Source organism: Legionella gresilensis (assembly GCF_900639865.1).
Lineage (GTDB): Bacteria > Pseudomonadota > Gammaproteobacteria > Legionellales > Legionellaceae > Legionella_C > Legionella_C gresilensis.
The window spans coordinates 23,038-44,960 of the sequence record NZ_CAAAHX010000004.1 but is presented as its reverse complement, the minus strand read 5'-3'; the positions used below and the strand labels follow the sequence as shown (position 1 = coordinate 44,960).

Sequence of the window (21,923 nt, the reverse complement as noted above, 5' to 3'; positions counted from 1 at the left end):
ATGTATTATTTAATTTAAATAATTAACATGAGTTTGCCATAAAAGAGACGAAGGCTCTTTCATGGCGCTAAACGAACGTTATCACATAAAATGCGAAGCATTTGTACGGGATCCAGATTAAATATAAATAAATTCGACATGGAATATATCAAATATATTTGATATCGAATTCACGTTAATTAACATGTAGCTAAGTTAGAACTTTCAATTTCTGTTTTTTTTGTAATTTATTATATAAATAAATGACAAAAGGTAAACTAAGAACAGTAACTATAAATTTATAAATCCAACCACTTAAACTTAGATTAAAGAGTTCTTCGTAAGGATAAATACCAGCAAGCAAAATAGTATAGTTGATAATACAAAGTAAGGTATTAGCAAGTATACTAGCAGTCAAAATCCGTATAAAACGAGAAGTGATATAATTATTTTTATTAAATTTTTCAAGTAAAAATGCATTACTACTAAAAGCAATTAATATTGCCAATGTTACCAAAGGAATTCGTTTTGGCATTATAAAAGAATAATAAGGATTTAAATTAAAAAAGTCAGGAGAAGGTAGTAAGATAGTGGATAAAAAAAGCAAGTCAAAAACTAATTCAGCTAATATCATAATAAATATTAAATATAAATTAGCCCTATAGCCAAATAGCTCTCCTACTAAACTGCTAATTAGCATGGTAAAAGGAAATAAAATGCCATTAGCTGCTATGATCCAATGATCCCCAAAGGAGATTAAGCGGTATTCACAAGCAAAACAAATTAATAAAACGATAACTGCTAAGCCGGTTAAATAATGATAATAGTGATTAAAAAAATAATCAGGTTTGGTAAAATTTTTACTGTTATGTAGCGTAAGCAGATAGGTTAAAAAACTAATGCCTATAAGCAATAAAATACTTGCTGTAATTAGCAAAGAATCCATATAAATTAAGCCAAAATTCTTAGTGTATGGCTCAGAAAAAAGTAATAAAAAATCAATAGAAAAAAAAGCATAGCCTCCTAATAAAGCCAGCAGCATACATTTACGTGGTGAATTAAAAATATGAGGATAGCGTGATGAAATTAGCAGATGAGGTAGGTAAAAGCTAATACCAAAAGCAATCGTTGATGAGAAAAATTTTCGCGGTATTTCTTCAAAGACAATTTGATAAGCAATTGTATTACGTATATTGCCTATCGAAGGTAAATTTAATAAAAGATAAACGCCAATAGAAAATAAATACAAGGCTAATAAAGATTGATTTAAAACTTGCCGTTGTTGCATTAAACTATAATTTTTTAATACTAAAAGGTATAAGCCAGCAATTAAAGAACATAAGATGCTATTAGCTGTAAAAAATAGACCATGAATAACAATTATCTTGAATGAAACATTGATTAGAAGAATTAAGCAAATTACTATTGCTAATGTAAGAGACATGAACCTACGATCGTAAAATGGTGTAGCAATTAAATTCATATTAAAAACCATTTACTAAAACTACAACGTCTAAATCCTTAAGTAATCGACTAGTTTTTTCTGTAACGAGTGAGTTAATTCTCTTGTCGTTTACAGTAAATATTTGGGCCACTACTAGCGTAACTTTTTTATTTTGATTCAGTAGATAGACTTATACCTCTCTCCGATCAAGGATGGCATTACAAAAAACCTGTATCAGGTAAAGTATCTAATTTAGATTAACTGTCCGGCAATATAACACTATCATTATTAATTTGGCAAATCCAGCTAAATCTTTTTGTTAAAGTTATAGCGAATGAGCATTTAATTAGATTTTAAATTTTACTAAAATAAAACTTATAAGTGCGGCCGTTGTCGAATTTTAACACTCATATGATTAAATCTGCCGCAGTAAGCCTGCGGCGAATTTAATTAACAAATGTCTATATGAATAAGCTCATACTATCTATGGAATCGAGTTCAGACTTATTTTTTTGATTAGGTTCTTCACTTGTAGGGAACATACGAAGGTTATTTGTTGATAGTTTAGAGGTTGTAGGGGAAGTAAATTTAGACTGAATTAAATTATTAGGTTGTTTATGTGGTACTGATCGAGTTGAAGTAATAATAATATTCTTTGCTAGATTAGTACCAGAGCTCTTTCTCGGATTAATTATCGCTTTAGCATCTACTTTTTTATTTTCATCCTTATCTTCACTAGGTAGAGGTGGTGGTATTAATGTCTTTTTAGGATCTGATTCTGATTGTCTTAGTTGAATCGTTAAAGGACTTAAATCAACCTCTTTAAGTGACTTTTTAACTTCTAAAGTCTCTAATTTTCTGCGTATAGAGCCCAGATCAAGCATAAATTCTTTTTTACCCAGTAATGTTAACACTTCTCGCCCAATAGATTTAGGTATACCAAAAATTAACCATAATAACTTGGCCGCTTTTTTGGGATCAGAAATTGCTACTCTCATTAACATTAACTTAGCTGCTTTTCCAGGATCAACTGTTGCTACTTTGGTAATCTTTAAATATGATTCTTTTGAATTTTCTATTGCTTTTAAAGCTAAAATAGAGCGCTCACGTAAATATAGCCAATAAGGTTGAATAACGGGGTCAGAAATAAAGGCTTCTGAACTATGAAGCATGCGCGGTAAAATGATTGTTTCAATCCTTTGGGTATAAGGATTTTGTTGTACTTCTTTGGCTAAGTTATAAATTGTTTGCCAAGGAATATCAGTTGGCGGTCCTTTAAGTAAAAGAGGAAGTTGTTTTTTAAGGCCAGAGGATACAATGTCAAAAATAAATCCAATAAAGCTCTGGTAGGCGCCGATAGGGTCAATAATTTTTCGTTGCGATTGAATTACGGGCGGTGGCAAACGTGAGTGTGCTACAACACTGATTTGCGTTAAAAGCATCGCTTGAGATACAAAAGGTTTATAATAATTTACGGGTATTCCAGTTAATGATTCAATACCCCAGCTCAATAAGGTTGTTGAAATTAATTCGTTGATACCTAACGTTAGTGGCAACTCAGCATACTCTTTTAAATATTCTACTTGATGACGTTGGCATAAGTCGGGTAATACCATACTTAAGGCATAACGTCCGCGGTGAAAGACAGATAAAACGGGTACAATTTTATCACCCAGCGGCAGATACCCCACTAAGGATAAAGCTACTTCCGTAGCCCAAAAGGCTGTAAGATCACGAAAATTACCCCGTACATAACGGAATAAGTCACAGTTTTTGTCAATGCAGACTTGCTTTGGTAAGTCGCTGTTAACTGTGCTTAGTGATTTAGCCGCTTCAATAGCTACAACAGTCATACGTACCGTTGCTTGCGTCTTTTTTCGTGTATTATAAGCCCATAAAGCAACTTGTAATAAAGCTAATGAAGTTTGTAAAAAAGCACTAGTACTTACCCAAGAAGCATCTTTTTCTATTAATTCATCTTCAGTGTATTTTTTTAGTGAATCAAAGACATAATTAATTGCAACATAGGGCGCAATATCTTCAACAAAAATACGTGCAACATTATAAGCAATTCTTCTAGTTGGTGCATGTGTAAATACCGAGGCAGCTGTTTTAACAGTTGCAGGTGCAAGCTCGACAGATTTTAAAATGGTGTTATAAGTAAAACTACTAACATTCGTCGTTACTTGAGCAGTTATGTTACTATTCCATAAGGCGCTGCCCCATCCTTTTATCTTATCCCACCAACCTGTGTCGGTTGCTTGAGAAACTATATTATTCCCTACAGCGTTGTTTGGCTCATTGCTTTTATCCCACCACCCCATACATGCTCCTTGCTGAAGTCGGAAATTTTATTCTATGGCTAAAGTAAATTATTTACTAGATATTTTAATGTTTAATTTATTAGCTTAGAGTTTAGAAGATTTATAGGGTTTTTTCTTTATATTCGCATAAGTCACGAATAGAGCAGACACCGCAGTGCGGTTTACGAGCGACACAAACATAACGGCCGTGTAAAAGTAGCCAATGATGAGCATTAAGGATAAATTTCTCATCGACAACCTTAAGTAGGTTTAGTTCAACTTCAAGTGGATTTTTACCAGGCGCAATACCTGTACGATTGGCTACGCGGAAGATATGGGTATCAACTGCTACCATTGGTTGTTTAAACGCTGTGTTTAAAACAACATTAGCCGTTTTGCGGCCAACCCCTGCTAGTTCCTCTAACTCGGAACGTGTTGTTGGAACATTGCCATGATGTTTTTCGAGCAACATTTGACAAGTTTTGATTATATTTCTAGCTTTTCCTCGATATAAATTAATTTTGCTTATATATTCTTTTAATTTTTCTTCGCCAAGTTCTAAAAACGCTTGAGGTGTATTAGCAACAGGAAATAATTTATCAGTTGCTTTATTAACACTGACATCGGTTGCTTGCGCAGATAAAATAACAGCAATTAACAATTCAAAAGCAGAACTAAATTTTAATTCAGTTGTTGGATTAGGATTGGCTGCTTGAAAGCGCTTAAAAATTTCCTGACGCGTTAAATTATCCATGATTTTTTTTGCTGTTAACACGATTAAGGGCTTGTAAAATGTAATTTTGTTTTGCTTCAAGTTCTTGCATCAGTTGTGTACGCTGCGCTAGTTGCTTTTTAGCACGATACAATTGCTGTTGCTCATGCTGTTCACGTAATTTCCTTATTTGTTTTGCTTGAAAGCGTTGCCGAGCGATATTGCTGTTATAGGTAGGCTGATCTAGCGGCTGCATTTCAATGCAATCGACTGGACAAGGATCTACACAAAGCCCGCAACCTGTGCACTCTGTTTTTAAAATAACATGCATTAATTTACTACTACCAACAATTGCGTCAACAGGACATGCTTGGATGCACTTCGTACAGCCTATGCAATCTTCTTCATTTATTTTTGCAACACTTGGGGCGCGTTTATTCTCTTGGGCAGTTAAAAGATACGGAGCAGCATCTAATTTTAATAACTTCGCAAGCGCTTGCACGGTCTCAACTCCACCTGGTGGGCAACGATCAATAGGCGTATTGCCTTGCAGTAAAGCTTCTGCATAGGGCATGCAACCAGAAAAGCCACATTCGCCGCATTGAGTTTGTGGTAGTATGGCGTCGATATCTTTAACGGTAGTGGTCATTTTACTTTCATACCAGGTAAAGCGCCTGAATCAGGTTGTAATAAAAAAATCTGTTTACCATCACCGGCGGCTAAAACCATTCCCTCAGATACACCAAAACGCATGGTACGTGGTGCTAAATTAGCAACAACAATTGTTAAACGACCAACAAGATCAGCAGGGGCATAAGCTGTCTTTATACCGGCAAAGACTTGTTTTTGGCTATCGCCTAAATCTAGTTTAAGGCGCAACAATTTATCCGCACCTTCAACGGGCTCAGCCGTGATAATTTTGGCAACTCGTAAATCAATTTTACTAAAATCATCGATACTAATGAAATCTGTTTGCGTTTGTTTCATGGGGTTTGATTGTTTGCTGTTAATTAAATTTTCTTTTGTTTCTGCAAGTAAAGTATCTATTTTATCACGCTCCACACGAGTTATTAGAGGCTTAAATAACTTAATGGAATGTTCAAGTAGGGGCTTATCTAAACTATTCCAAGTAAGTGAGTCACAATTTAAGAAGGATTCAGCTTGCATTGCCATTAAAGGGAGCACGGGTTTAAGATAGGTTATTAAAATACGAAATAAATTTAATCCCATTGTACAGATGGTTTGTACTTCAGGTAGTTGCTCTGGGGTTTTGGCTAATACCCAAGGTTTATTCGTATCTATATATTGATTGACACGATCAGCACAATCCATAATTTGTCGAACTGCTTTCGCATAGTCTCGTTGGAGGTAAGCGTCAATAATCGTTTCACGCTGACTTAAAAGTTCTTGGTAGAGTGTAGGGGCACTTAATTTTTCTGCTAACTGATTATTAAAAAGTCTGTTAATAAAGCCAGCACAGCGGCTTGCAATATTGACAACTTTACCAACTAAATCAGCATTAACGCGATTAATAAAATCATCAAAATTTAAATCAAGATCATCTACTCGGCCATTTAATTTAGCAGCAAAATAGTAACGCAGATACTCAGGATGTAAATGGTTAAGATAGGTCCGTGCTTCAATAAAAGTGCCCCGTGATTTAGACATTTTCTGGCCATTAACAGTTAAAAAACCATGGGTAAAAATGGCGGTAGGAAGGCGATGATTACTGCCAGCAAGTATGGCAGGCCAAAATAGAGCATGAAAATAGACAATATCTTTACCAACAAAGTGGTAAAGTTCAGCGCTAGAATTTTTACCCCAGTAGTCGTCAAAATTTAATCCATTTAGCTCACAGTATTTCTGAAAGCTCGCCATATAGCCAATTGGGGCATCTAGCCAAACATAGAAAAATTTATTTACAGTCCCTGGTATGGGAAAGCCGAAATAGGGTGCATCACGTGAAATGTCCCATTGTTTTAAGCCAGCTGCAAACCATTCGTCAAGTTTATTACTTACTTCTAGTTGTAAGTGGCCTTGGCGAGTCCATTCTTTTAATAATTGTTCATAGCGGGGTAAATCAAAAAAATAGTGTTCGGATTCTTTTTCAATAGGCTTGGCGCCGGAAATAGCTGAAACTGCATCAATTAAATCAGTTGTTGAATAAGTTGCACCGCAAGCCTCACAATTATCGCCATATTGATCAGGGGTTTTGCATTTTGGGCAGGTGCCTTTTACATAGCGATCAGGTAAAAACATTTCTTTAACGGGATCATAGGCTTGGCGTATTGTTTTTTTAACGATATCGCCATTGGCTTCCAGTTGCTGATAAATTTTGCTAGCCAATGCCTGATTTTCATTGGAATGGGTTGTGTGATAGTAATCATAGTGAATAGCAAAATCTTGAAAATCTTGTTCATGACTTTGCTTCATTTGGGTAGTTAATTCTTCTGGGCTAATACCAAGCTGTTCTGCTTTTAGCATAATAGGGGTGCCATGCGCATCGTCCCCACAAACACTAATACAAGTATTACCTAACATCTTGTGTGTACGCACCCAGACATCTGTTTGAATATGCTCAACTAAATGTCCTAGGTGAAGTGGGCCGTTAGCATAAGGCAACGCGCTGGTTACCACTAATTTGCGAGTCATACTTTAGCCTATCTAATGAAAATGACGAATTATAATGTATTTATTAATAAAATGCTTGCTACCATTAAGTTTAATAGGCAATTAATTTTAGTAAACAGTTGCAGAGAGTAAGGATTGAAAAGAATAAAACAAGAGAAATAAAAATATGTTGAGCCGAAGCTCAACATATACTAGATATTAGAAGCTTACAGCAACTATTAACCAAGAGTTACTTTTTTCTCTTGAGTCACTGTAGTATCGATATGTTCAACTGCTGGAATTGGTTTGTCTTCATGGAAAACTTTAGTATGGGGCAGATCTTTTAATTCTACTTTAGGAGCGCGCTTATCATTTAGTCGTACTTCTGGATCTAGATTAGATGCATTGGCTGCAGAAGCGTTATGATCAGTAACTTTTTTAGCAAGTTCTGGAGTATGATAAGGGCTGTTAGTGAAAGGGTTATAGCCTTTTTCAGAGACGATTCTTTCATTGGGGAAATCAGTGATATGAGTTTTCTTAGTACGGAATAAGTTATCCATTAAGTTAGAAACTTTAGTCACTGCATTAACGACAGCTGAAAAACCAACTGCTGCAGCAGCAGCAATACCAGCAGCTGCGAAAGAAGCTGCAACGACAGACATTGAAGCTAAGCCTGCGAAAGGTGCCGCGCCGAAAATTGTAATACCAGCGATAAAAGGAATTGCTGGTGGGAAGAATAAACATAGTGCGCCCACGCCTACTGCGCCTACAACAGCCCCGCCAATTGCAGCAGCACTTTTCCAGTTATTTTTTAAAAAATTTCTAAAATTGATTTCTGGCGCTTTGAATTTAAATAATGCCATAATTTTTCTCCATATGTTTGAAAAAATCGCTGGCATCATAGCAAATATTTATGTGATGTGAAACAAATATGTTCAATATCTTGTTACAAAACTGTAAATTTACCATTTTTAAAGCTTAAAATTAGTAAAAGGGCACTTTTTTTATAAGTTGTTCATTTTATTTAAATTTGGAAAACAATTAAAACACCTTGGTGAAAATATAATGCAGTTGTTGTAGTTTTATTCAGGCATTTGTTGCAGAATCGTAAACATAAAAATTAAAAAAAAAACGTTTAAAGAAATACGAATTTTTTTCTTACAACGTATAATATTTTTCCTTGTGCTTAAATTAAAATAGAGAGTAATTGCCAAAGTCTTGCACTTTATGGAAAAATCACGAATTAATGACTTATATGTAAATAGTAATCAAATGGTGATTGATCGAGCCGGCTATAGGCTTAATGTAGGAATTATTTTAGTTAATGATTCCGGTAGAGTTTTTTGGGGGCGGCGTAACGGCCATGATGCTTGGCAATTTCCGCAAGGCGGTTTAATTGCAGGTGAAACGGCGCTTGAAGCAATGTATCGTGAACTACGTGAGGAAATAGGCTTAGATAAAGAAGATATAGAAATTATAGGGGTAACAAAGCGATGGTTAAAATATCGCCTGCCCAAACAGTATTTACGACATGGAAGTGAGCCATTAGTAATTGGCCAGAAACAGAAATGGTATTTACTTAGGTTAATTACTTGTGAACAGAAGGTACGTCTTGATCTAAGTGATTCGCCAGAATTTGACAGTTGGCGTTGGATTGATTATCACGAACCTCAGGAACAGGTGATTTTTTTTAAAAGACAAGTCTATACTCAAGCCATGAAAGAGTTAGAGCACCTGTTAAAAAAACGTCGCACGCCATTTGGTATGCGTCGCAAGCGAGGTAATCATAGTTCATAAATGTTAAAAATTTTAAAACGAATTGTACAGGATGTTACAACCGCTAATCATTTATCTGAGGCTTTAGCTATTCTCGTGCAGCGTTTGCATAAGGCTTTAGCCGCAGATGCTGTGTCTGTTTATTTGATAGACAATAAACATGCTGAATATGTTTTAATTGCAACCGAAGGCTTGAATAAATATGCTGAGTCTAAAGTTAGAGTAGGTTTAGATAGTGGTATTATTGGGCTAGTTGGTAGGCGTGAAGAACCTATTAATATTATTGATGCGCATTTGCATTCTGAATTTCATAAAAACCCTCTTTTAGGTGAGGAACATCTAAACGCTTTTTTAGGCGTTCCTATTATTCAGCATCGTAAGCTCTATGGCGTTATTACCGTACAACAAATAGAACAGCGTTATTTTGATGATGCAGAAGAAGCGTTCTTAATTACTTTGGCAGCACAATTAGGTGGAATTATTGCCCATGCTGAAGCAACAGGGGAACTAGCTCAATTAACCCAGCCAAAGCCTTTAGGGGCAAAAAGAACAGATCTACCTGCTCATATAGCGTTATCAGGAATTGGCTGTGTGCCTGGAGTAGGTATTGGACGCGCTGTCGTTATTTATGCGCCTGCAGATATTGATTCTGTACCACGTCATACGGTTGAGGACATTGAAGATGAAATAGACATTTTTTTAAAAGCGCTTCAATCAGCTCGTGAAGATATGCAACGTCTAAGTAGGCGTATGAAAGCAACCGTTGCAGAGGACGAGCAGGCCTTATTTGATGTTTATATTCGCATCTTAGATAAAGACAGTTTAGGTGCAGAGGTCATCACTGTTATTCAAGCTGAAAAATTAAGTGCTCAAGCTGCTTTATCCGTTGTTATACGTAAACATGTGCAGCAATTTGAAAGCATGGAAGATGAATATTTACAAGAGCGGGCAAGCGATTTTAGAGATTTAGGGCGACGAGTACTAGCTGAATTACAACTTTCCCAGCGGATAGAAATTACCTATCCGAGACGCACAATTTTAGTTGGTGAAGAAATTACAGCATCTGTCTTAGCTGAAGTACCTGAAGGACAGTTAGTAGGTATTGTTTCGGCTAAAGGCTCGAATAATTCGCATGTGGCTATCTTAGCTCGTGCTTTAGGTGTGCCTACCATTATGGGTGTACGTGGGCTTAAATTAGAAACGTTATCTAATCGAGCTGTTATTGTTGATGGCTTCTTAGGCCATATTTATGTTTCCCCCTCACGCGCTTTACTTGCTGAATTTAAGAAACTAGCTCGTGAAGAGTTAGAATTAAATCAAAGCCTAGAAAGCTTACGAGATAAACCTGCAGAAACACTTGATAATTTTAAAATTTCATTACAGGTTAATACTGGATTAGCCATGGATGCCGGGCTGTCCATGAGCGTTGGGGCAGAAGGGGTAGGTCTTTATCGTTCTGAAGTGCCTTTTATGAGCCGTGATCGTTTTCCTTCAGAGGATGAACAGCATATTATCTATCGTCAAATATTAAAAGCCTTTGCGCCCAGATTGGTAACTATGCGTACTTTAGATATTGGCGGTGATAAAATTTTACCTTATTTTCCTGTAAAGGAAGATAATCCTTATTTAGGTTGGCGCGGTATAAGAGTAACTCTTGACCATCCTGATGTTTTTCTAATTCAAGTCCGTGCTATGATGCGAGCCAGTGTAGATTTAAATAATCTGCGTATTATGCTGCCTATGATTACCAGTTTAAGTGAAGTTGAAGAAGCTGCATTATTGATTGAACAAGCATTTCAAGAATTACTAGAAGAAGGCTGTGTAATTGAGAAACCTAAATTAGGTGTAATGATTGAAGTACCGGCGGCTGTTTATTTGGCAAAAGATTTAGCTAAGCGTGTTGATTTTATTTCGGTAGGAAGTAATGATTTAACGCAATATTTATTAGCTGTTGATAGGAATAATTCTCGCGTAGCTAATATATATGATTCATTTCACCCCGCAATGTTACGGTCTCTTATTAAGATTGTAGAAGGAGGGCATGCAGCCGGAATAGAAGTAAGTATCTGTGGAGAAATGGCTAGCGATCCATTGGCGGTAGTTTTACTAATCGCTATGGGTTTTGATACGTTAAGTATGAATTCAACAAGCCTACCTCGGGTAAAATGGGTAGTTCGTAATATCTCTTTGGCCAAAGCACGAAAAGTACTTGCTGATGTATTAGAATTAGAACATGCTGTTGAAATTAGACTTTATTTACAAAAAGCATTAGAAGATGAGGGTCTAGGTGGCTTAATTAGAGCTGGCAGAATATAATGATATTGATGACTTTTTTAACTGGCGCTCTCTATAGTCTTACTGGTATTGTCGCCGGTTTAATGTCAGGCATGATAGGTATTGGCGGCGGAATTATTATTGTGCCTGCTTTACTCTTTATTTTCCAATACATAGGCAAAATGCCTGCAGACTTAGCTATTCATTTAGCGACAGGCACCTCTCTTGCAATTATTCTATTCATTTCCCAAGCGACGGTACGGGCGCATTATCGACAAGGTACAATTTTATGGTCGGCTTTTCTTAAGCTAGCACCAGGTATTTTTATTGGCGCCTTTGTTGGCGTTATGTTATCTAATTATTTACCGGTTATTTGGTTAGAAAGAATACTCGCTTTTTTTCTATTACTTATTGCTATAGAGAGAATATTTAACTTTAAACTCAGTCAACCTACACCACACTATCCACATACTGCCTTAAATATTTTAATTAGTTTTTTCATTGGCCTAATTTCTGGTTTATTAGGTATTGGCGGTGGTGTACTTATTATTCCATATCTTTCTTACTGTGGCTTAAATATAAAAAAAATCACCCCTATAGCCGCTTTATGTATTATGACTGCCGCTGTTGTTGGCACTATTATGTTTATAGTAATTGGTTTTTCTGAAGTAGCACTTCCAGCTTATAGTACAGGTTATGTTTATTGGCCCGCAGTATTATGTATTGCCTTGCCTAGTATTTTTAGTGCTTTCTGGGGAGCGAAACTGACTTATCTTCTTTCTCAAAAACATTTAGAATATGTTTTTATAATAATTTTACTTATAACAAGTATCCAGTTAGCATTGTAGTTTTATTGCGTCATAATTAATAATATTAGCGTTATTTAGTTTTTAATATGTAAATATTAGAGCTCTTACATAACCTGTAGATTTTACTTTAGTGCAAGGCGCAAAGGTTTTGAGGAGCAGAGTTTACAGAGAGTAAATGAGCACCGCAGAAACATTTGCAACGCAGCAATAAAGTAAAAGATGCAGGTTATGCGAGAGCTCTATTTAACCCTAGATATTTTAAAGAGGTAATTAGTTTTACCGGCAATTTGGCAAAATTCTGCAAATAACTTGAGGTAAGAATATGCTCACTTATCCTGCTATTGATCCAGTTGCATTTTCTATTGGACCATTAAAAGTACATTGGTATGGCTTAATGTATTTGTTTGGTATTACAGCGGCCTGGGGTTTAGCTCATTGGCGTGTTAAACGTTACCATTTAAATTGGACAAGTGAACAAATAAGCGATCTAATCTTTTATGCTGCTCTAGGCGTTATTTTAGGTGGTAGATTAGGGTACATGTTATTTTATAGCACCCACCAATTTATGAGTGATCCCTTAATATTTTTTAAATTATGGGAAGGCGGAATGGCTTTTCACGGTGGACTATTAGGTGTTGCTGTGGCTCTAATTTTGTATTCCCGTAAAATAAAGAAGTCATTTTTAGAGGTCGGCGATTTTGTAGCACCTTTGGTACCTTTAGGACTTGCTGCTGGTCGATTAGGGAATTTTATTAATGGTGAGTTGTGGGGACGCGTAACTGATGCTCCTTGGGCTATGATTTTTCCACATTCAGATGGGTTACCTCGACACCCCTCTCAACTTTATGAATTTGGCTTGGAAGGCATTGCACTATTTGTTTTAGTTTGGTGGTATGCTGCAAAACCAAGGCCCCATGGCTGCGTATCAGCTATTTTTTTAATTGGATATGCTTGCAGTCGTTTAATTATCGAGTTTTTCCGAGAACCGGATGTTCAAGTCGGGTTTCTTGCATTTAATTGGCTGACCATGGGGCAGTTATTATCCATTCCCATGCTTGCTGCAGGATTTTGGTTATGGTGGAATAGACGATGCAAACATATTTAGCGTTATTAAAACATATTTTACAACACGGGATTGAGAAATCAGATCGAACAGGCACCGGTACATTATCTGTTTTTGGCTATCAGATGCGTTTTAATTTAGCGGCCGGATTTCCTTTAGTAACTACCAAAAAATTGCATGTGCGCAGTATTATTCATGAATTGCTGTGGTTTTTGCGTGGTGATACAAATACCGCTTATTTAAATGAAAATGGTGTTACTATCTGGGATGAGTGGGCTGATGAGCAAGGTAATCTAGGTCCCGTTTATGGTCGACAATGGCGTAGTTGGCCAACTTCTGACGGTCGTACTATTGATCAATTAGCTGAACTCTTAGAGCAGATTAAAACAAATCCTGATTCAAGACGTCTTATTGTCAGTGCGTGGAACGTGGGTGAGTTAGATAAAATGGCTCTAATGCCTTGTCATGCTTTATTTCAATTTTATGTTGCACAAGGGAAATTGTCTTGTCAGTTATATCAACGTTCTGCTGATGTCTTTTTAGGTGTTCCCTTTAATATTGCCTCTTATTCATTATTAACTTATATGATTGCTCAACAATGCAATCTTGATGTAGGCGATTTTGTTTGGACTGGTGGTGATTGCCATCTATATACAAACCATTTAGAGCAAGCTCAGATTCAGTTAGGAAGAGAGCCATTTCCCTTGCCCGAACTAGTTATTCATCGTCGTCCCCAATCCTTATTTGATTATAAATTTGAAGATTTTAGTTTTAAAAATTATCAATCACATCCTACTATAAAAGCGCCTATCGCAGTATAGAGATTAAATTTTAAAGACTATATCAGCATAAGGTTGGGCTAAGCATAGCGCAGCCCACCAACAGTTTCAGTCTTAAGGCATGTAATTATACTCATAATTGTTGGGTTGCACTTTGTTTAGCATATCAATGTAAATTACCACTTATTTAATTTTACCTACGTTATTCTATTTCTGCTACATTCCATGACTTGTTTGCAGAATCCATAATTTTGCAACCTCACTAGATCCAGCAGACAAGCCGTAGCAAGTAGGCATAGGTGGAGGCAATTTGTTTAAATTTTATTTTTATGTTTTAATATTGGCTCTGTTGTTTTAATTAAGAGTATTATGGCTAAAAAATTTATTTTTCTTGTGGCTTTTCTAGCAACTCTTTTTGTATCTATTGGTTATGCTAGTAAGCTTAGTAAGTACTTAAACAAGATGGATGCTCAAGACCGTGCTCGTCAAGAACGGGAATGGCAACAGGATATGAATTTTAATGATTTTGCTTTTCGCCTAGATAAGCGCTATCGTGATGAGCGGGGTCAATCTTGCCGCGATTACATATTTAGAGCTCGTAGTAATCCATACCGACATGGATACTATACAGTATGTGATGAGCGATAACAGTTAAACTAGACTTATTTTGCCATAAAAGAATCTACTTTTCTTTTATGGCACTAAATGAACCAGACTAATCTAGGTTTTAATCCTAACTAGGAATTTTAATAGCTAAAGGTTCGGCTTTTATCTTATCTCTTACCAGATAGTATCCTTTTCTACCGTTAGCAATATAAATTAACGACCATCCACTTACCATTGAACCATCGCCAAAAACGCAAATATCTGTCTGTCCTAATGCATTACTAAAACCGCCATTAGCAAGAAATGCAATACTGGCTCCGCCTATATTTTTACAAAAATTAAGGGAAGGATTTTCGTATTTGCCTTTAAATAGGGGCGAGTCGTGCGAGATAGGCGGTAATTGTTTAATTAAAGTTGCTGCGATATTAGGCGCTGTTGATGCAAACGTTGCTAAACCTACAGCAATAAAACCGCCATCGATTTTGAACGTACAAAAATCTTTACTAAACCCTTCTACTAAACCGGTTTTAGTACTAAATTGAGCTGGCATACGTTCAACTTGGCCACTTGATTGCTCACAGTATTCTTTAAGCGCTTGATCCTTTGGTTCATCAGCGTAACTTAAATTTAAAAAGAGTAAACTTATTAAAATTGTTATTTTTTTCATTCAATAATTCCTTATCTTAAATCCTTAAACTAGTTTGCAAAACCTATCGCGAGAGAGAATAACTAATAGCAGGAAACAACACTCAACAATAAACGAAAAATTATAATTTCATATTACTTTCTTTCAAGCAAATGTCGTAAGCGTTCAATTTCAGTTAATAATTCTAAGGCTAAGCCAGCACCGGCTAGATTAACGCCTAAGTCCCTATTTAACTTTAAAACAGTACGAATACGTCGAAAAGCTTCATGATCAAATTGCCATTCGTCCCGGTCATCTTTTTTGGCAGAAATAATTCCTTCATCTATGATTTCTAAAATCGTTGCTTGTGAAACCCCAAAGGAATAGGTGATCTCTTGTAAAGATAAATAAAAGTGCTCCTCACATTCAGGTAATTGAGTTGCATTCTGATTTCTAGTCATCACTTACTCCTAAACTTTGACGGGGATTAAATTTTGTTAAGGCAGCGATCTGCTCATATAGTTTATTAACTTCATTATTCTCTGTCGTTGGGATAACAATCTTTAAATTAATTAATTGATCACCTGGCGGATTGCCTGGCAAACCTCTACCTTTAAGGCGCATTTGTTTTCCAGTTTGGGACAATTTAGGTAATTTAAGCCTTACTAGCCCGCCTAGCGTTGGTACTTGAACGGAAGCACCTAGCGTTGCTTCCCAAGGCGTTATAGGGAGTTCTAAGTGAATATCTTTTTTTTCTAATTTAAACCAAGGATGAGGAGCAATATTAATTTCGATGTATAAATCGCCTTTGTGGTGTTTTCTGCCTTCATTCCCTTGACCTTTTAAGCGAATTTGTTGTTTGTCTATAACCCCTTTAGGAATCTTTACTTTGATAGCTCGTGTTTCATACTCTGGCCAACCCGATTGGGCCATAACAGGTTTTTGTAACTGTAACGTTTTTTCAGCGCCATGAAAGCTATCTTCGAGGCTAATCGTTAATTTAGCGTGAATATCTAAAGACTCCTCAAAATAATCGTATTCTTGTTGCTGACGCTGCCTAAAAATACTACTAAGAAAATCTTCAAAATCAGCAGCACTACCTTGATCAAAGGAGTGTGAGTATTGATAATTTGATTGCTCGCTTGGTCCACCAGCGGCTCCAGCATTAGGATTTTGCCAGTATTGCCCAAATTGATCATACTTGGCTCGTTTTTCTGGATCTTTTAATACTTCATAAGCTTCACCAAGTTCTTTAAATTTACTTTCAGCATTAGGCTCTTTACTAACATCAGGGTGATATTTACGCGCGAGTTTTCGATAGGCACGTTTTATTTCTTCTTGGCTTACATTTCTATCAAGCCCCATTATTTTATAATAGTCTTTATATTCCATGGTTTTCTTCACTAAAATAAGTATTTAATTTTAAGTTATTTTAAATAAAGCCTATTGTTTTTTAATCAGTATAGGCGGTAGTTTCTGACTGTGCCTATCACAAAACATCAATACACCACCTATGACGCCAGCAGGCATACTGACTATATTTAAAATAGGTATGAAGCTAATGCAATTAATTAGAAAGCCAAAACCAAAAGATTCTTCTTTATTTTGTCTCATTAATTGCCGCATAGTTTTGAAATCAACTAAATTATTATCCATGGCATAATCTTGATATTGCATACTTAAGATCCAGGAATTGAATGCAAACCAAATAAAAGGAAAAAAAGGATGGATAAAAGGGATAAAGAATAGAAAACACATGCCAATAAAGCGTGGAAAAAAATAACTGATAAATTGCATTTGACGCTTAACAGTACGCACGGTGATTTCTGAGTAAGTTAATTCAGGAATCATTTGGTTACGTAATAAATATTGCGCCCGCTCAGCTAAAATGCCATTAAAAGGCGCAGCAATCAGGTTAAATACGATAGTAAATGTTGCTAAGAAAAAGAGAAAGCAACTTAAAATAAAAAAAATCATAAAAATAGTACTTAAGAAGCTCAACCAAGAAGGTAGCTGATTAACATAATAATTAGAGAGGGGAAATAGATAATGGTAAAGGAGATAAAAAAGGCCAATAAAAACAAGAAGATTAAAAAAAATAGGTAGGATGACAAAGCGTCTCAGTCCCTTTGTTGGTAAATTTACCATACCTAATAAAAGGTAGCTCATCCCTGTAGAAAATTTAATCATTAAGCTAATTAACTTATAATTTAATTATAGAAGTATAACCTGGGCTAACAGGGGATTAAAGAGTTGCACTTAAATCTACCCTTTATCGAGGATAATAAAGGGCAGATCATTTAGATTAATGTGAATTAGACATAAAATATATTTGCTATATTTTATGTCTAATTTAGTTATATTTAATCTGGATCCCGTATGAATGCTTCGCATTTTACGGGATAACGTTCGTTTAGCGCCATGAAGGAGCCTTCGTCTCTTTCATGGCGAACTCACGTTAGATTAATGATAATTAGGTGTCATGACAACTTTGATACAGCTATCTTCCTTTTCACAAAATTTTTCATAAGCAGTAGGTGCCTCATCAAGTGTGATTCGATGGGAAATAACTTTCGTTGTGTCAATTTTACCATCCATAATTTTTGATAACAGCAGAGGTAAGTAACGTTGTACATGTGTTTGGCCCATCTTAAAGGTTAATCCTTTATTCATAGCAGCACCTAAAGGAATATTATCTGCAAAACCAACATAAACACCTGGAATAGAAATAGTGCCCCCTTTGCGACAGCACATAATTGTCTCTCTTAAGCAGCGTGGCCTATCCGAGGTTAAATGTAAAACCTGTTTTGCTTTATCAATCATAGCATCAAATTTAGGTCCTGCGTGAGCTTCAGTACCGACTGCATCGATGCATGCATCTGGCCCTAAGCCTTTAGTCATAGACATCAGTTCTTCATAAACATCTTTTTCTTCAAAATTAATTGTTTCTGCTTTACCCCAAGTTTGGGCTAAGCTTAGGCGCTCAGGGACACAATCAATGGCAATAACTCGGCCAGCACCTAGCATCCAAGCACTCTGAATTGCAAATTGTCCCACAGGCCCGCAACCCCATATAGCGACGGTATCTCCTTGTTGAATATTGCAATTCTCGGCAGCCATATAACCAGTAGGAAATATATCTGATAAAAATAAAACCTGTTCATCACTATAGCCTTCAGGAATAACAATAGGGCCTACATCTGCATAGGGAACGCGTGCATATTCTGCTTGCCCACCAGAAAACCCACCTAACATATGTGAATAGCCGTATATACCTGCAGGTGAATGTCCCATTCTCTCTTTAGCTATTTCAGCGTTAGGATTAGAGTTTTCACATAAGGAAAATAAACTTTTCTTACAAAAAAAGCACTCACCACAGGAAATGGTAAAAGGTACAACGACACGATCGCCAACCCTTAACTTAGTATTACCGCGTCCGACTTCAACAACCTCTCCCATAAATTCATGGCCTAAGATGTCGCCTGACTCCATAGTCGGAACAATCCCATTATAAAGATGCAAATCAGATCCACAGATTGCTGTTGCTGTAATACGAACAATGGCGTCTCGATCATGAAGTATTTTAGGATCGTCAACAGAATCAACTCTTACATCGTGCTTTCCATGCCAACAGAGTGCTTTCATAATTAATTCCTTTTAAAAGTATTTATCAATTGAATATTGTTTATGAGTTAATCTAGCGCTACTCACTAAGCTTTATACTAGGTTGCAAGCTCGTTGGTTCAGTCATTACTTAGTTGTACCCTCATTCGCCTACTCACTTGCGCCTTGTCTAAAACTTAATGGGTAGCGCTATAGAACATCGGCCTTAAGTATAAATACATTGAAAGGCATTTCTTAATTAGTATAGTCTAGAAGTGAGCTGATAAGGAAATGGTCTATGTGTAAATAAAATTGGCTTACTCTAACCTAGATAGATTAAAGTAAGTAGGAAGATTAATTATTTATATTTAATCTGGATCCCGTACAAATGCTCCGCATTTTACGGGATAACGTTCGTTTAGCGACATAAAAGAGCCTTCGTCTCTTTCATGTCGAACTCACGTTAAATAGTACGTGCCCAAAATCTGAGCTTTCGACAAGCTTTAATAAATTGCGGTATGGTACTTTCATCTATTAAATTAATAAAACCATCATCTAGATGAGTAATAGAGCCTATCTGAGTTAATAGCGGTTGTAAGTGTTGCTCATAACCTATAAATTTATAATGAAGATAAGCATCATTGATAAACTCTTGTACTTTAGGTAAATTTAAAAGCTCGGTTGTAGCTGGTTCAGCAATTAAAAGGATGACAGCATCATACAAGAAAGAAGGGCCACCACCAATTTTTTCATTCACTTTAATTTTACTATTATCACTTAAAGTCACACCTGAAATGTGAGGTGCGATAATAAAGGGTAATGCGCCTTCAGCTTTAATTTCCTTGATTAGCTTAGTATAAAGACTTGCATTAGCACCTTCTGATAATAAAATACCTACAGTTCGGCCAGCAAAACTATTAGGGGTATTTTTTAAAATACTTAATTTGTCCGAAGTTGGTAAATTTTGGAGGGTAGGCTTAGCGGCAGGAGCAGGGGTAGGTAATTGCGTAATACCTAAGCCTTTTGCAACGGTATGGGCTAGGTTTTGATCAATATTTAATAGATGGGCAACCATACGCTCTCGGATTGCAGCTGTTTCAACTTTGCTGAGCTCAAAAACAAGTGCGTCACTTAAGTGCGCTTGCTCAATCGTTGTTTGACTTAAATAAAATTGGCGTGCTTGACTGTAATGATCAGCAAATTTTTCCGGGCGTACTCTTAATTTAGGTCCTTCTTCATAGTTAGGATAACTGCTAAAGCCAATTTGCCGGTTTTCACGTGGGCCTACTCCCCAAGAATTAGGATTATAATTAGCTCGCCCCTTGGGGTTAATAAATGCCATATGACCATCCTGCTGGAAATGCGCAAATGGGCACTTAGGTGCATTAATGGGTAAATGAGTAAAGTTAGGGCTACCTAAACGTTTTAATTGAGTATCAAGATAAGAAAAATTACGGCCTTGTAATAGAGGATCATCAGTAAAATCAATCCCAGGAACAATATTTTGAGTACAAAAAGCAACTTGCTCAGTTTCAGCAAAAAAATTATCTACACAACGGTCTAATACTAAACGTCCAACCGGCCTGATAGGAATCTCTTCTTCGGGAATAATCTTAGTTGCATCTAACACATCAAAAGGAAAGCGCTCGCAGAAAGACTCATCAAACAACTGCATACCAAGCTCCCATTCTGGGAAATTACCTGTTTGAATAGCATTCCATAAATCGCGTCGATGATAATCAGGATCAGCGCCATTAATTTTAACTGCTTCATCCCAGGTGACAGACTGCATACCAAGCATAGGCTTCCAATGAAATTTTACAAAAGTAGACTTACCTTCTTGATTAACTAAACGAAAGGTATGAACACCGAACCCTTCCATAAAACGGAAAGAACGTGGAATAGTACGATCAGACATAATCCACATAACCATATGCATTGACTCTGGCGTTAAAGAGATAAAATCCCAAAAATTATCATGGGCTGTTTGTGCCTGTGGAAAGCCTCGATCGGGTTCATCTTTAGCAGCGTGAACAACATCAGGAAATTTAATTGCGTCTTGGATAAAAAAGACAGGAATATTATTACCAACGATATCCCAGTTACCTTCTTGCGTATAGAGTTTCACAGCAAAACCTCGCACATCACGTGCTAAATCAGGCGAGCCTTTGTTGCCTGCTACTGTGGAAAACCGTACAAAAGCAGGTGTTTTTTCTCCCTTTTTTTGAAAAAGATGGGCGCTTGTAAGCTCACTTAAAGATTCATAATTTTCAAAATAGCCATGAACACCAAACCCTCGCGCATGCACGACCCGTTCAGGTATGCGCTCATGATCAAAATGAAAGAGCTTATCACGTAAAATAAAATCTTCTAATAAGGTTGATCCACGCGGCCCAATTTTTAGCGAATTATGATCATCCGCAATGGGGGTACCTTGCTGCGTGGTTAGGGTCGCAGTTTTGGTATCAGCGAGCTGATGTAGGTCACCACCTTTACCACTATAAAGTTTTTGCTCGCCTATTTGTACTTCTTTTAAGTGAGTTAAATCTGAATCCTTTTTATTATCATTCATATCAATATCCCTATTTAAAATACAGCAAATTGAAATTAATAAAATTTTTCTTAGGCAAGGCTAGCTAATTTATGTTCATGAGCAAGCTTGTCAGCTAAACGAGTTGGCTCAGGTAAGCGATAACCTTTCGTAAGTTTTAAAATCCAAGCCAAAGCACTTGTAAGATCTGCTTTATGCCCTACGGAAATATAAAGCGGTTTAACATTTAATTTGTTACGTAATACGGCACCAATAATATTACCCTGCCGATCCTGAAGATCAGAGTAATCACCTGGGTTGCTACCAGGTTCTTTAGCATAGCCATAAAGTTTACTTTTACCGCAGCCGATAGTCGGTATATCATAGGTTAACCCAATATGACAAGCTAACCCAAAACGGCGCGGATGTGCTATCCCTTGTCCGTCACAGACAATTAAATCAGGTTTAATACTTAATTGATCTAATGCTTGACACAAAGCGGGAACTTCTCGAAAGGATAAGAATCCAGGTTTATAAGGGATTTCAATTGGTGTAATGGCTTTAGTTATTTCAATAGGTTGTAATGTTTCTGCATCTAAAAGGACGGCGACAGTAAAAGCTCGATTACTTGGATAATCATAACCAATATCAATACCTGCCACATAATTTATTATTTTGGATATGGGTTTTATTTCAATCTTTTTAGCCCACTGTTTTTGATAAATAATGGCCTGTGACACATTAAATTCATTATTAATTACTAGATTTTCAGGATTTTTTAAATTCATAAAACTTGAGACTTTTTGTTAA

Annotated in this window: 19 protein-coding genes; 6 read left to right on the top strand and 13 right to left on the bottom strand. The window is 36.4% G+C overall.

The genetic code is table 11. The features are described from left to right. Positions 1-190: 190 nt before the first annotated feature. From E1P04_RS05520 to E1P04_RS05495, 6 genes are all read right to left on the bottom strand, one after another. Complete coding sequence (locus E1P04_RS05520; RefSeq protein WP_165482688.1) at positions 191-1,462, bottom strand: VUT family protein; 1,272 nt, start codon at positions 1,460-1,462, stop codon at positions 191-193. A 422-nt stretch (positions 1,463-1,884) separates the two neighbouring features. After that, entirely contained in the window at positions 1,885-3,747 is a 1,863-nt protein-coding gene (locus E1P04_RS05515; RefSeq protein ID WP_131781933.1) for a hypothetical protein, read from the bottom strand. A gap of 100 nt (positions 3,748-3,847) precedes the next feature. Beyond that, positions 3,848-4,480, bottom strand: coding sequence for an endonuclease III (gene nth / locus E1P04_RS05510; RefSeq protein WP_131781932.1), 633 nt, complete (start codon positions 4,478-4,480; stop codon positions 3,848-3,850). Continuing rightward, positions 4,473-5,087: an RnfABCDGE type electron transport complex subunit B gene (locus E1P04_RS05505; protein ID WP_131781931.1), complete on the bottom strand. Its 615-nt coding sequence runs from the start codon at positions 5,085-5,087 to the stop codon at positions 4,473-4,475. The genes nth and E1P04_RS05505 overlap by 8 nt, the downstream gene beginning before the upstream one ends. After that, entirely contained in the window at positions 5,084-7,090 is a 2,007-nt protein-coding gene (metG, locus tag E1P04_RS05500) for a methionine--tRNA ligase (RefSeq protein WP_131781930.1), read from the bottom strand. The genes E1P04_RS05505 and metG overlap by 4 nt, the downstream gene beginning before the upstream one ends. A 197-nt stretch (positions 7,091-7,287) precedes the next feature. After that, positions 7,288-7,911: a hypothetical protein gene (locus E1P04_RS05495; RefSeq protein WP_131781929.1), complete on the bottom strand. Its 624-nt coding sequence runs from the start codon at positions 7,909-7,911 to the stop codon at positions 7,288-7,290. Positions 7,912-8,320: 409 nt separating this feature from the next. Here E1P04_RS05495 and E1P04_RS05490 point away from each other — a divergent pair, with 409 nt between their 5' ends. The 6 genes from E1P04_RS05490 to E1P04_RS05465 all read left to right on the top strand — a co-directional run bounded on the left by E1P04_RS05490 (position 8,321) and on the right by E1P04_RS05465 (position 14,397). Continuing rightward, positions 8,321-8,845 (top strand): RNA pyrophosphohydrolase, encoded by a 525-nt coding sequence (locus E1P04_RS05490; RefSeq protein ID WP_131782205.1) that lies wholly within the window; start codon positions 8,321-8,323, stop codon positions 8,843-8,845. Continuing rightward, positions 8,846-11,140 carry a phosphoenolpyruvate--protein phosphotransferase gene (ptsP, locus tag E1P04_RS05485; RefSeq protein WP_131781928.1) on the top strand — a complete coding sequence of 765 codons (2,295 nt, stop codon included), beginning with the start codon at positions 8,846-8,848 and terminating at the stop codon, positions 11,138-11,140. 8 nt (positions 11,141-11,148) lie between these two features. Then, complete coding sequence (locus tag E1P04_RS05480) at positions 11,149-11,946, top strand: sulfite exporter TauE/SafE family protein (RefSeq protein ID WP_242604393.1); 798 nt, start codon at positions 11,149-11,151, stop codon at positions 11,944-11,946. A gap of 283 nt (positions 11,947-12,229) precedes the next feature. Continuing rightward, on the top strand, positions 12,230-13,012 hold the full coding sequence (gene lgt, locus E1P04_RS05475; RefSeq protein ID WP_131781926.1) for a prolipoprotein diacylglyceryl transferase: 783 nt from the start codon (positions 12,230-12,232) through the stop codon (positions 13,010-13,012). Beyond that, positions 12,997-13,791 (top strand): thymidylate synthase, encoded by a 795-nt coding sequence (gene thyA, locus E1P04_RS05470; protein ID WP_131781925.1) that lies wholly within the window; start codon positions 12,997-12,999, stop codon positions 13,789-13,791. Before lgt ends, thyA begins: the two co-directional genes overlap by 16 nt. Before the next feature lie 327 nt (positions 13,792-14,118). Then, entirely contained in the window at positions 14,119-14,397 is a 279-nt protein-coding gene (locus tag E1P04_RS05465; protein WP_131781924.1) for a hypothetical protein, read from the top strand. Positions 14,398-14,482: 85 nt separating this feature from the next. Here E1P04_RS05465 and E1P04_RS05460 read toward each other — a convergent pair whose 3' ends face one another. The 7 genes from E1P04_RS05460 to nfi form a co-directional block, all read right to left on the bottom strand. After that, positions 14,483-15,022, bottom strand: coding sequence for a hypothetical protein (locus E1P04_RS05460; protein ID WP_131781923.1), 540 nt, complete (start codon positions 15,020-15,022; stop codon positions 14,483-14,485). Positions 15,023-15,135: 113 nt separating this feature from the next. Then, positions 15,136-15,441 carry a chaperone modulator CbpM gene (locus E1P04_RS05455; RefSeq protein WP_131781922.1) on the bottom strand — a complete coding sequence of 102 codons (306 nt, stop codon included), beginning with the start codon at positions 15,439-15,441 and terminating at the stop codon, positions 15,136-15,138. Further along, positions 15,434-16,372 carry a DnaJ C-terminal domain-containing protein gene (locus E1P04_RS05450; protein ID WP_131781921.1) on the bottom strand — a complete coding sequence of 313 codons (939 nt, stop codon included), beginning with the start codon at positions 16,370-16,372 and terminating at the stop codon, positions 15,434-15,436. Before E1P04_RS05450 ends, E1P04_RS05455 begins: the two co-directional genes overlap by 8 nt. Positions 16,373-16,423: 51 nt before the next feature. Further along, positions 16,424-17,170, bottom strand: a complete 747-nt coding sequence (gene cysZ / locus E1P04_RS05445) for a sulfate transporter CysZ (protein WP_131781920.1) — start codon at positions 17,168-17,170, stop codon at positions 16,424-16,426. A 273-nt stretch (positions 17,171-17,443) separates the two neighbouring features. Further along, entirely contained in the window at positions 17,444-18,625 is a 1,182-nt protein-coding gene (locus tag E1P04_RS05440; RefSeq protein ID WP_131781919.1) for a zinc-dependent alcohol dehydrogenase, read from the bottom strand. A 421-nt stretch (positions 18,626-19,046) separates the two neighbouring features. Continuing rightward, positions 19,047-21,155, bottom strand: a complete 2,109-nt coding sequence (locus E1P04_RS05435) for a catalase (RefSeq protein WP_131781918.1) — start codon at positions 21,153-21,155, stop codon at positions 19,047-19,049. A 50-nt stretch (positions 21,156-21,205) separates the two neighbouring features. Next, complete coding sequence (gene nfi / locus E1P04_RS05430; RefSeq protein ID WP_131781917.1) at positions 21,206-21,901, bottom strand: deoxyribonuclease V; 696 nt, start codon at positions 21,899-21,901, stop codon at positions 21,206-21,208. Between the last annotated feature and the right edge of the window lie 22 nt (positions 21,902-21,923).

Excerpts from the sequence above, each read along its gene's own strand:
- E1P04_RS05520 (WP_165482688.1), bottom strand. The coding sequence starts at position 1,462 with ATGAATTTAATTGCTACACCATTTTACGATCGTAGGTTCATGTCTCTT.
- E1P04_RS05515 (WP_131781933.1), bottom strand. The coding sequence starts at position 3,747 with ATGGGGTGGTGGGATAAAAGCAATGAGCCAAACAACGCTGTAGGGAAT.
- nth (WP_131781932.1), bottom strand. The coding sequence starts at position 4,480 with ATGGATAATTTAACGCGTCAGGAAATTTTTAAGCGCTTTCAAGCAGCC.
- E1P04_RS05505 (WP_131781931.1), bottom strand. The coding sequence starts at position 5,087 with ATGACCACTACCGTTAAAGATATCGACGCCATACTACCACAAACTCAA.
- metG (WP_131781930.1), bottom strand. The coding sequence starts at position 7,090 with ATGACTCGCAAATTAGTGGTAACCAGCGCGTTGCCTTATGCTAACGGC.
- E1P04_RS05495 (WP_131781929.1), bottom strand. The coding sequence starts at position 7,911 with ATGGCATTATTTAAATTCAAAGCGCCAGAAATCAATTTTAGAAATTTT.
- E1P04_RS05490 (WP_131782205.1), top strand. The coding sequence starts at position 8,321 with ATGGTGATTGATCGAGCCGGCTATAGGCTTAATGTAGGAATTATTTTA.
- ptsP (WP_131781928.1), top strand. The coding sequence starts at position 8,846 with ATGTTAAAAATTTTAAAACGAATTGTACAGGATGTTACAACCGCTAAT.
- E1P04_RS05480 (WP_242604393.1), top strand. The coding sequence starts at position 11,149 with ATGACTTTTTTAACTGGCGCTCTCTATAGTCTTACTGGTATTGTCGCC.
- lgt (WP_131781926.1), top strand. The coding sequence starts at position 12,230 with ATGCTCACTTATCCTGCTATTGATCCAGTTGCATTTTCTATTGGACCA.
- thyA (WP_131781925.1), top strand. The coding sequence starts at position 12,997 with ATGCAAACATATTTAGCGTTATTAAAACATATTTTACAACACGGGATT.
- E1P04_RS05465 (WP_131781924.1), top strand. The coding sequence starts at position 14,119 with ATGGCTAAAAAATTTATTTTTCTTGTGGCTTTTCTAGCAACTCTTTTT.
- E1P04_RS05460 (WP_131781923.1), bottom strand. The coding sequence starts at position 15,022 with ATGAAAAAAATAACAATTTTAATAAGTTTACTCTTTTTAAATTTAAGT.
- E1P04_RS05455 (WP_131781922.1), bottom strand. The coding sequence starts at position 15,441 with ATGACTAGAAATCAGAATGCAACTCAATTACCTGAATGTGAGGAGCAC.
- E1P04_RS05450 (WP_131781921.1), bottom strand. The coding sequence starts at position 16,372 with ATGGAATATAAAGACTATTATAAAATAATGGGGCTTGATAGAAATGTA.
- cysZ (WP_131781920.1), bottom strand. The coding sequence starts at position 17,170 with ATGATTAAATTTTCTACAGGGATGAGCTACCTTTTATTAGGTATGGTA.
- E1P04_RS05440 (WP_131781919.1), bottom strand. The coding sequence starts at position 18,625 with ATGAAAGCACTCTGTTGGCATGGAAAGCACGATGTAAGAGTTGATTCT.
- E1P04_RS05435 (WP_131781918.1), bottom strand. The coding sequence starts at position 21,155 with ATGAATGATAATAAAAAGGATTCAGATTTAACTCACTTAAAAGAAGTA.
- nfi (WP_131781917.1), bottom strand. The coding sequence starts at position 21,901 with ATGAATTTAAAAAATCCTGAAAATCTAGTAATTAATAATGAATTTAAT.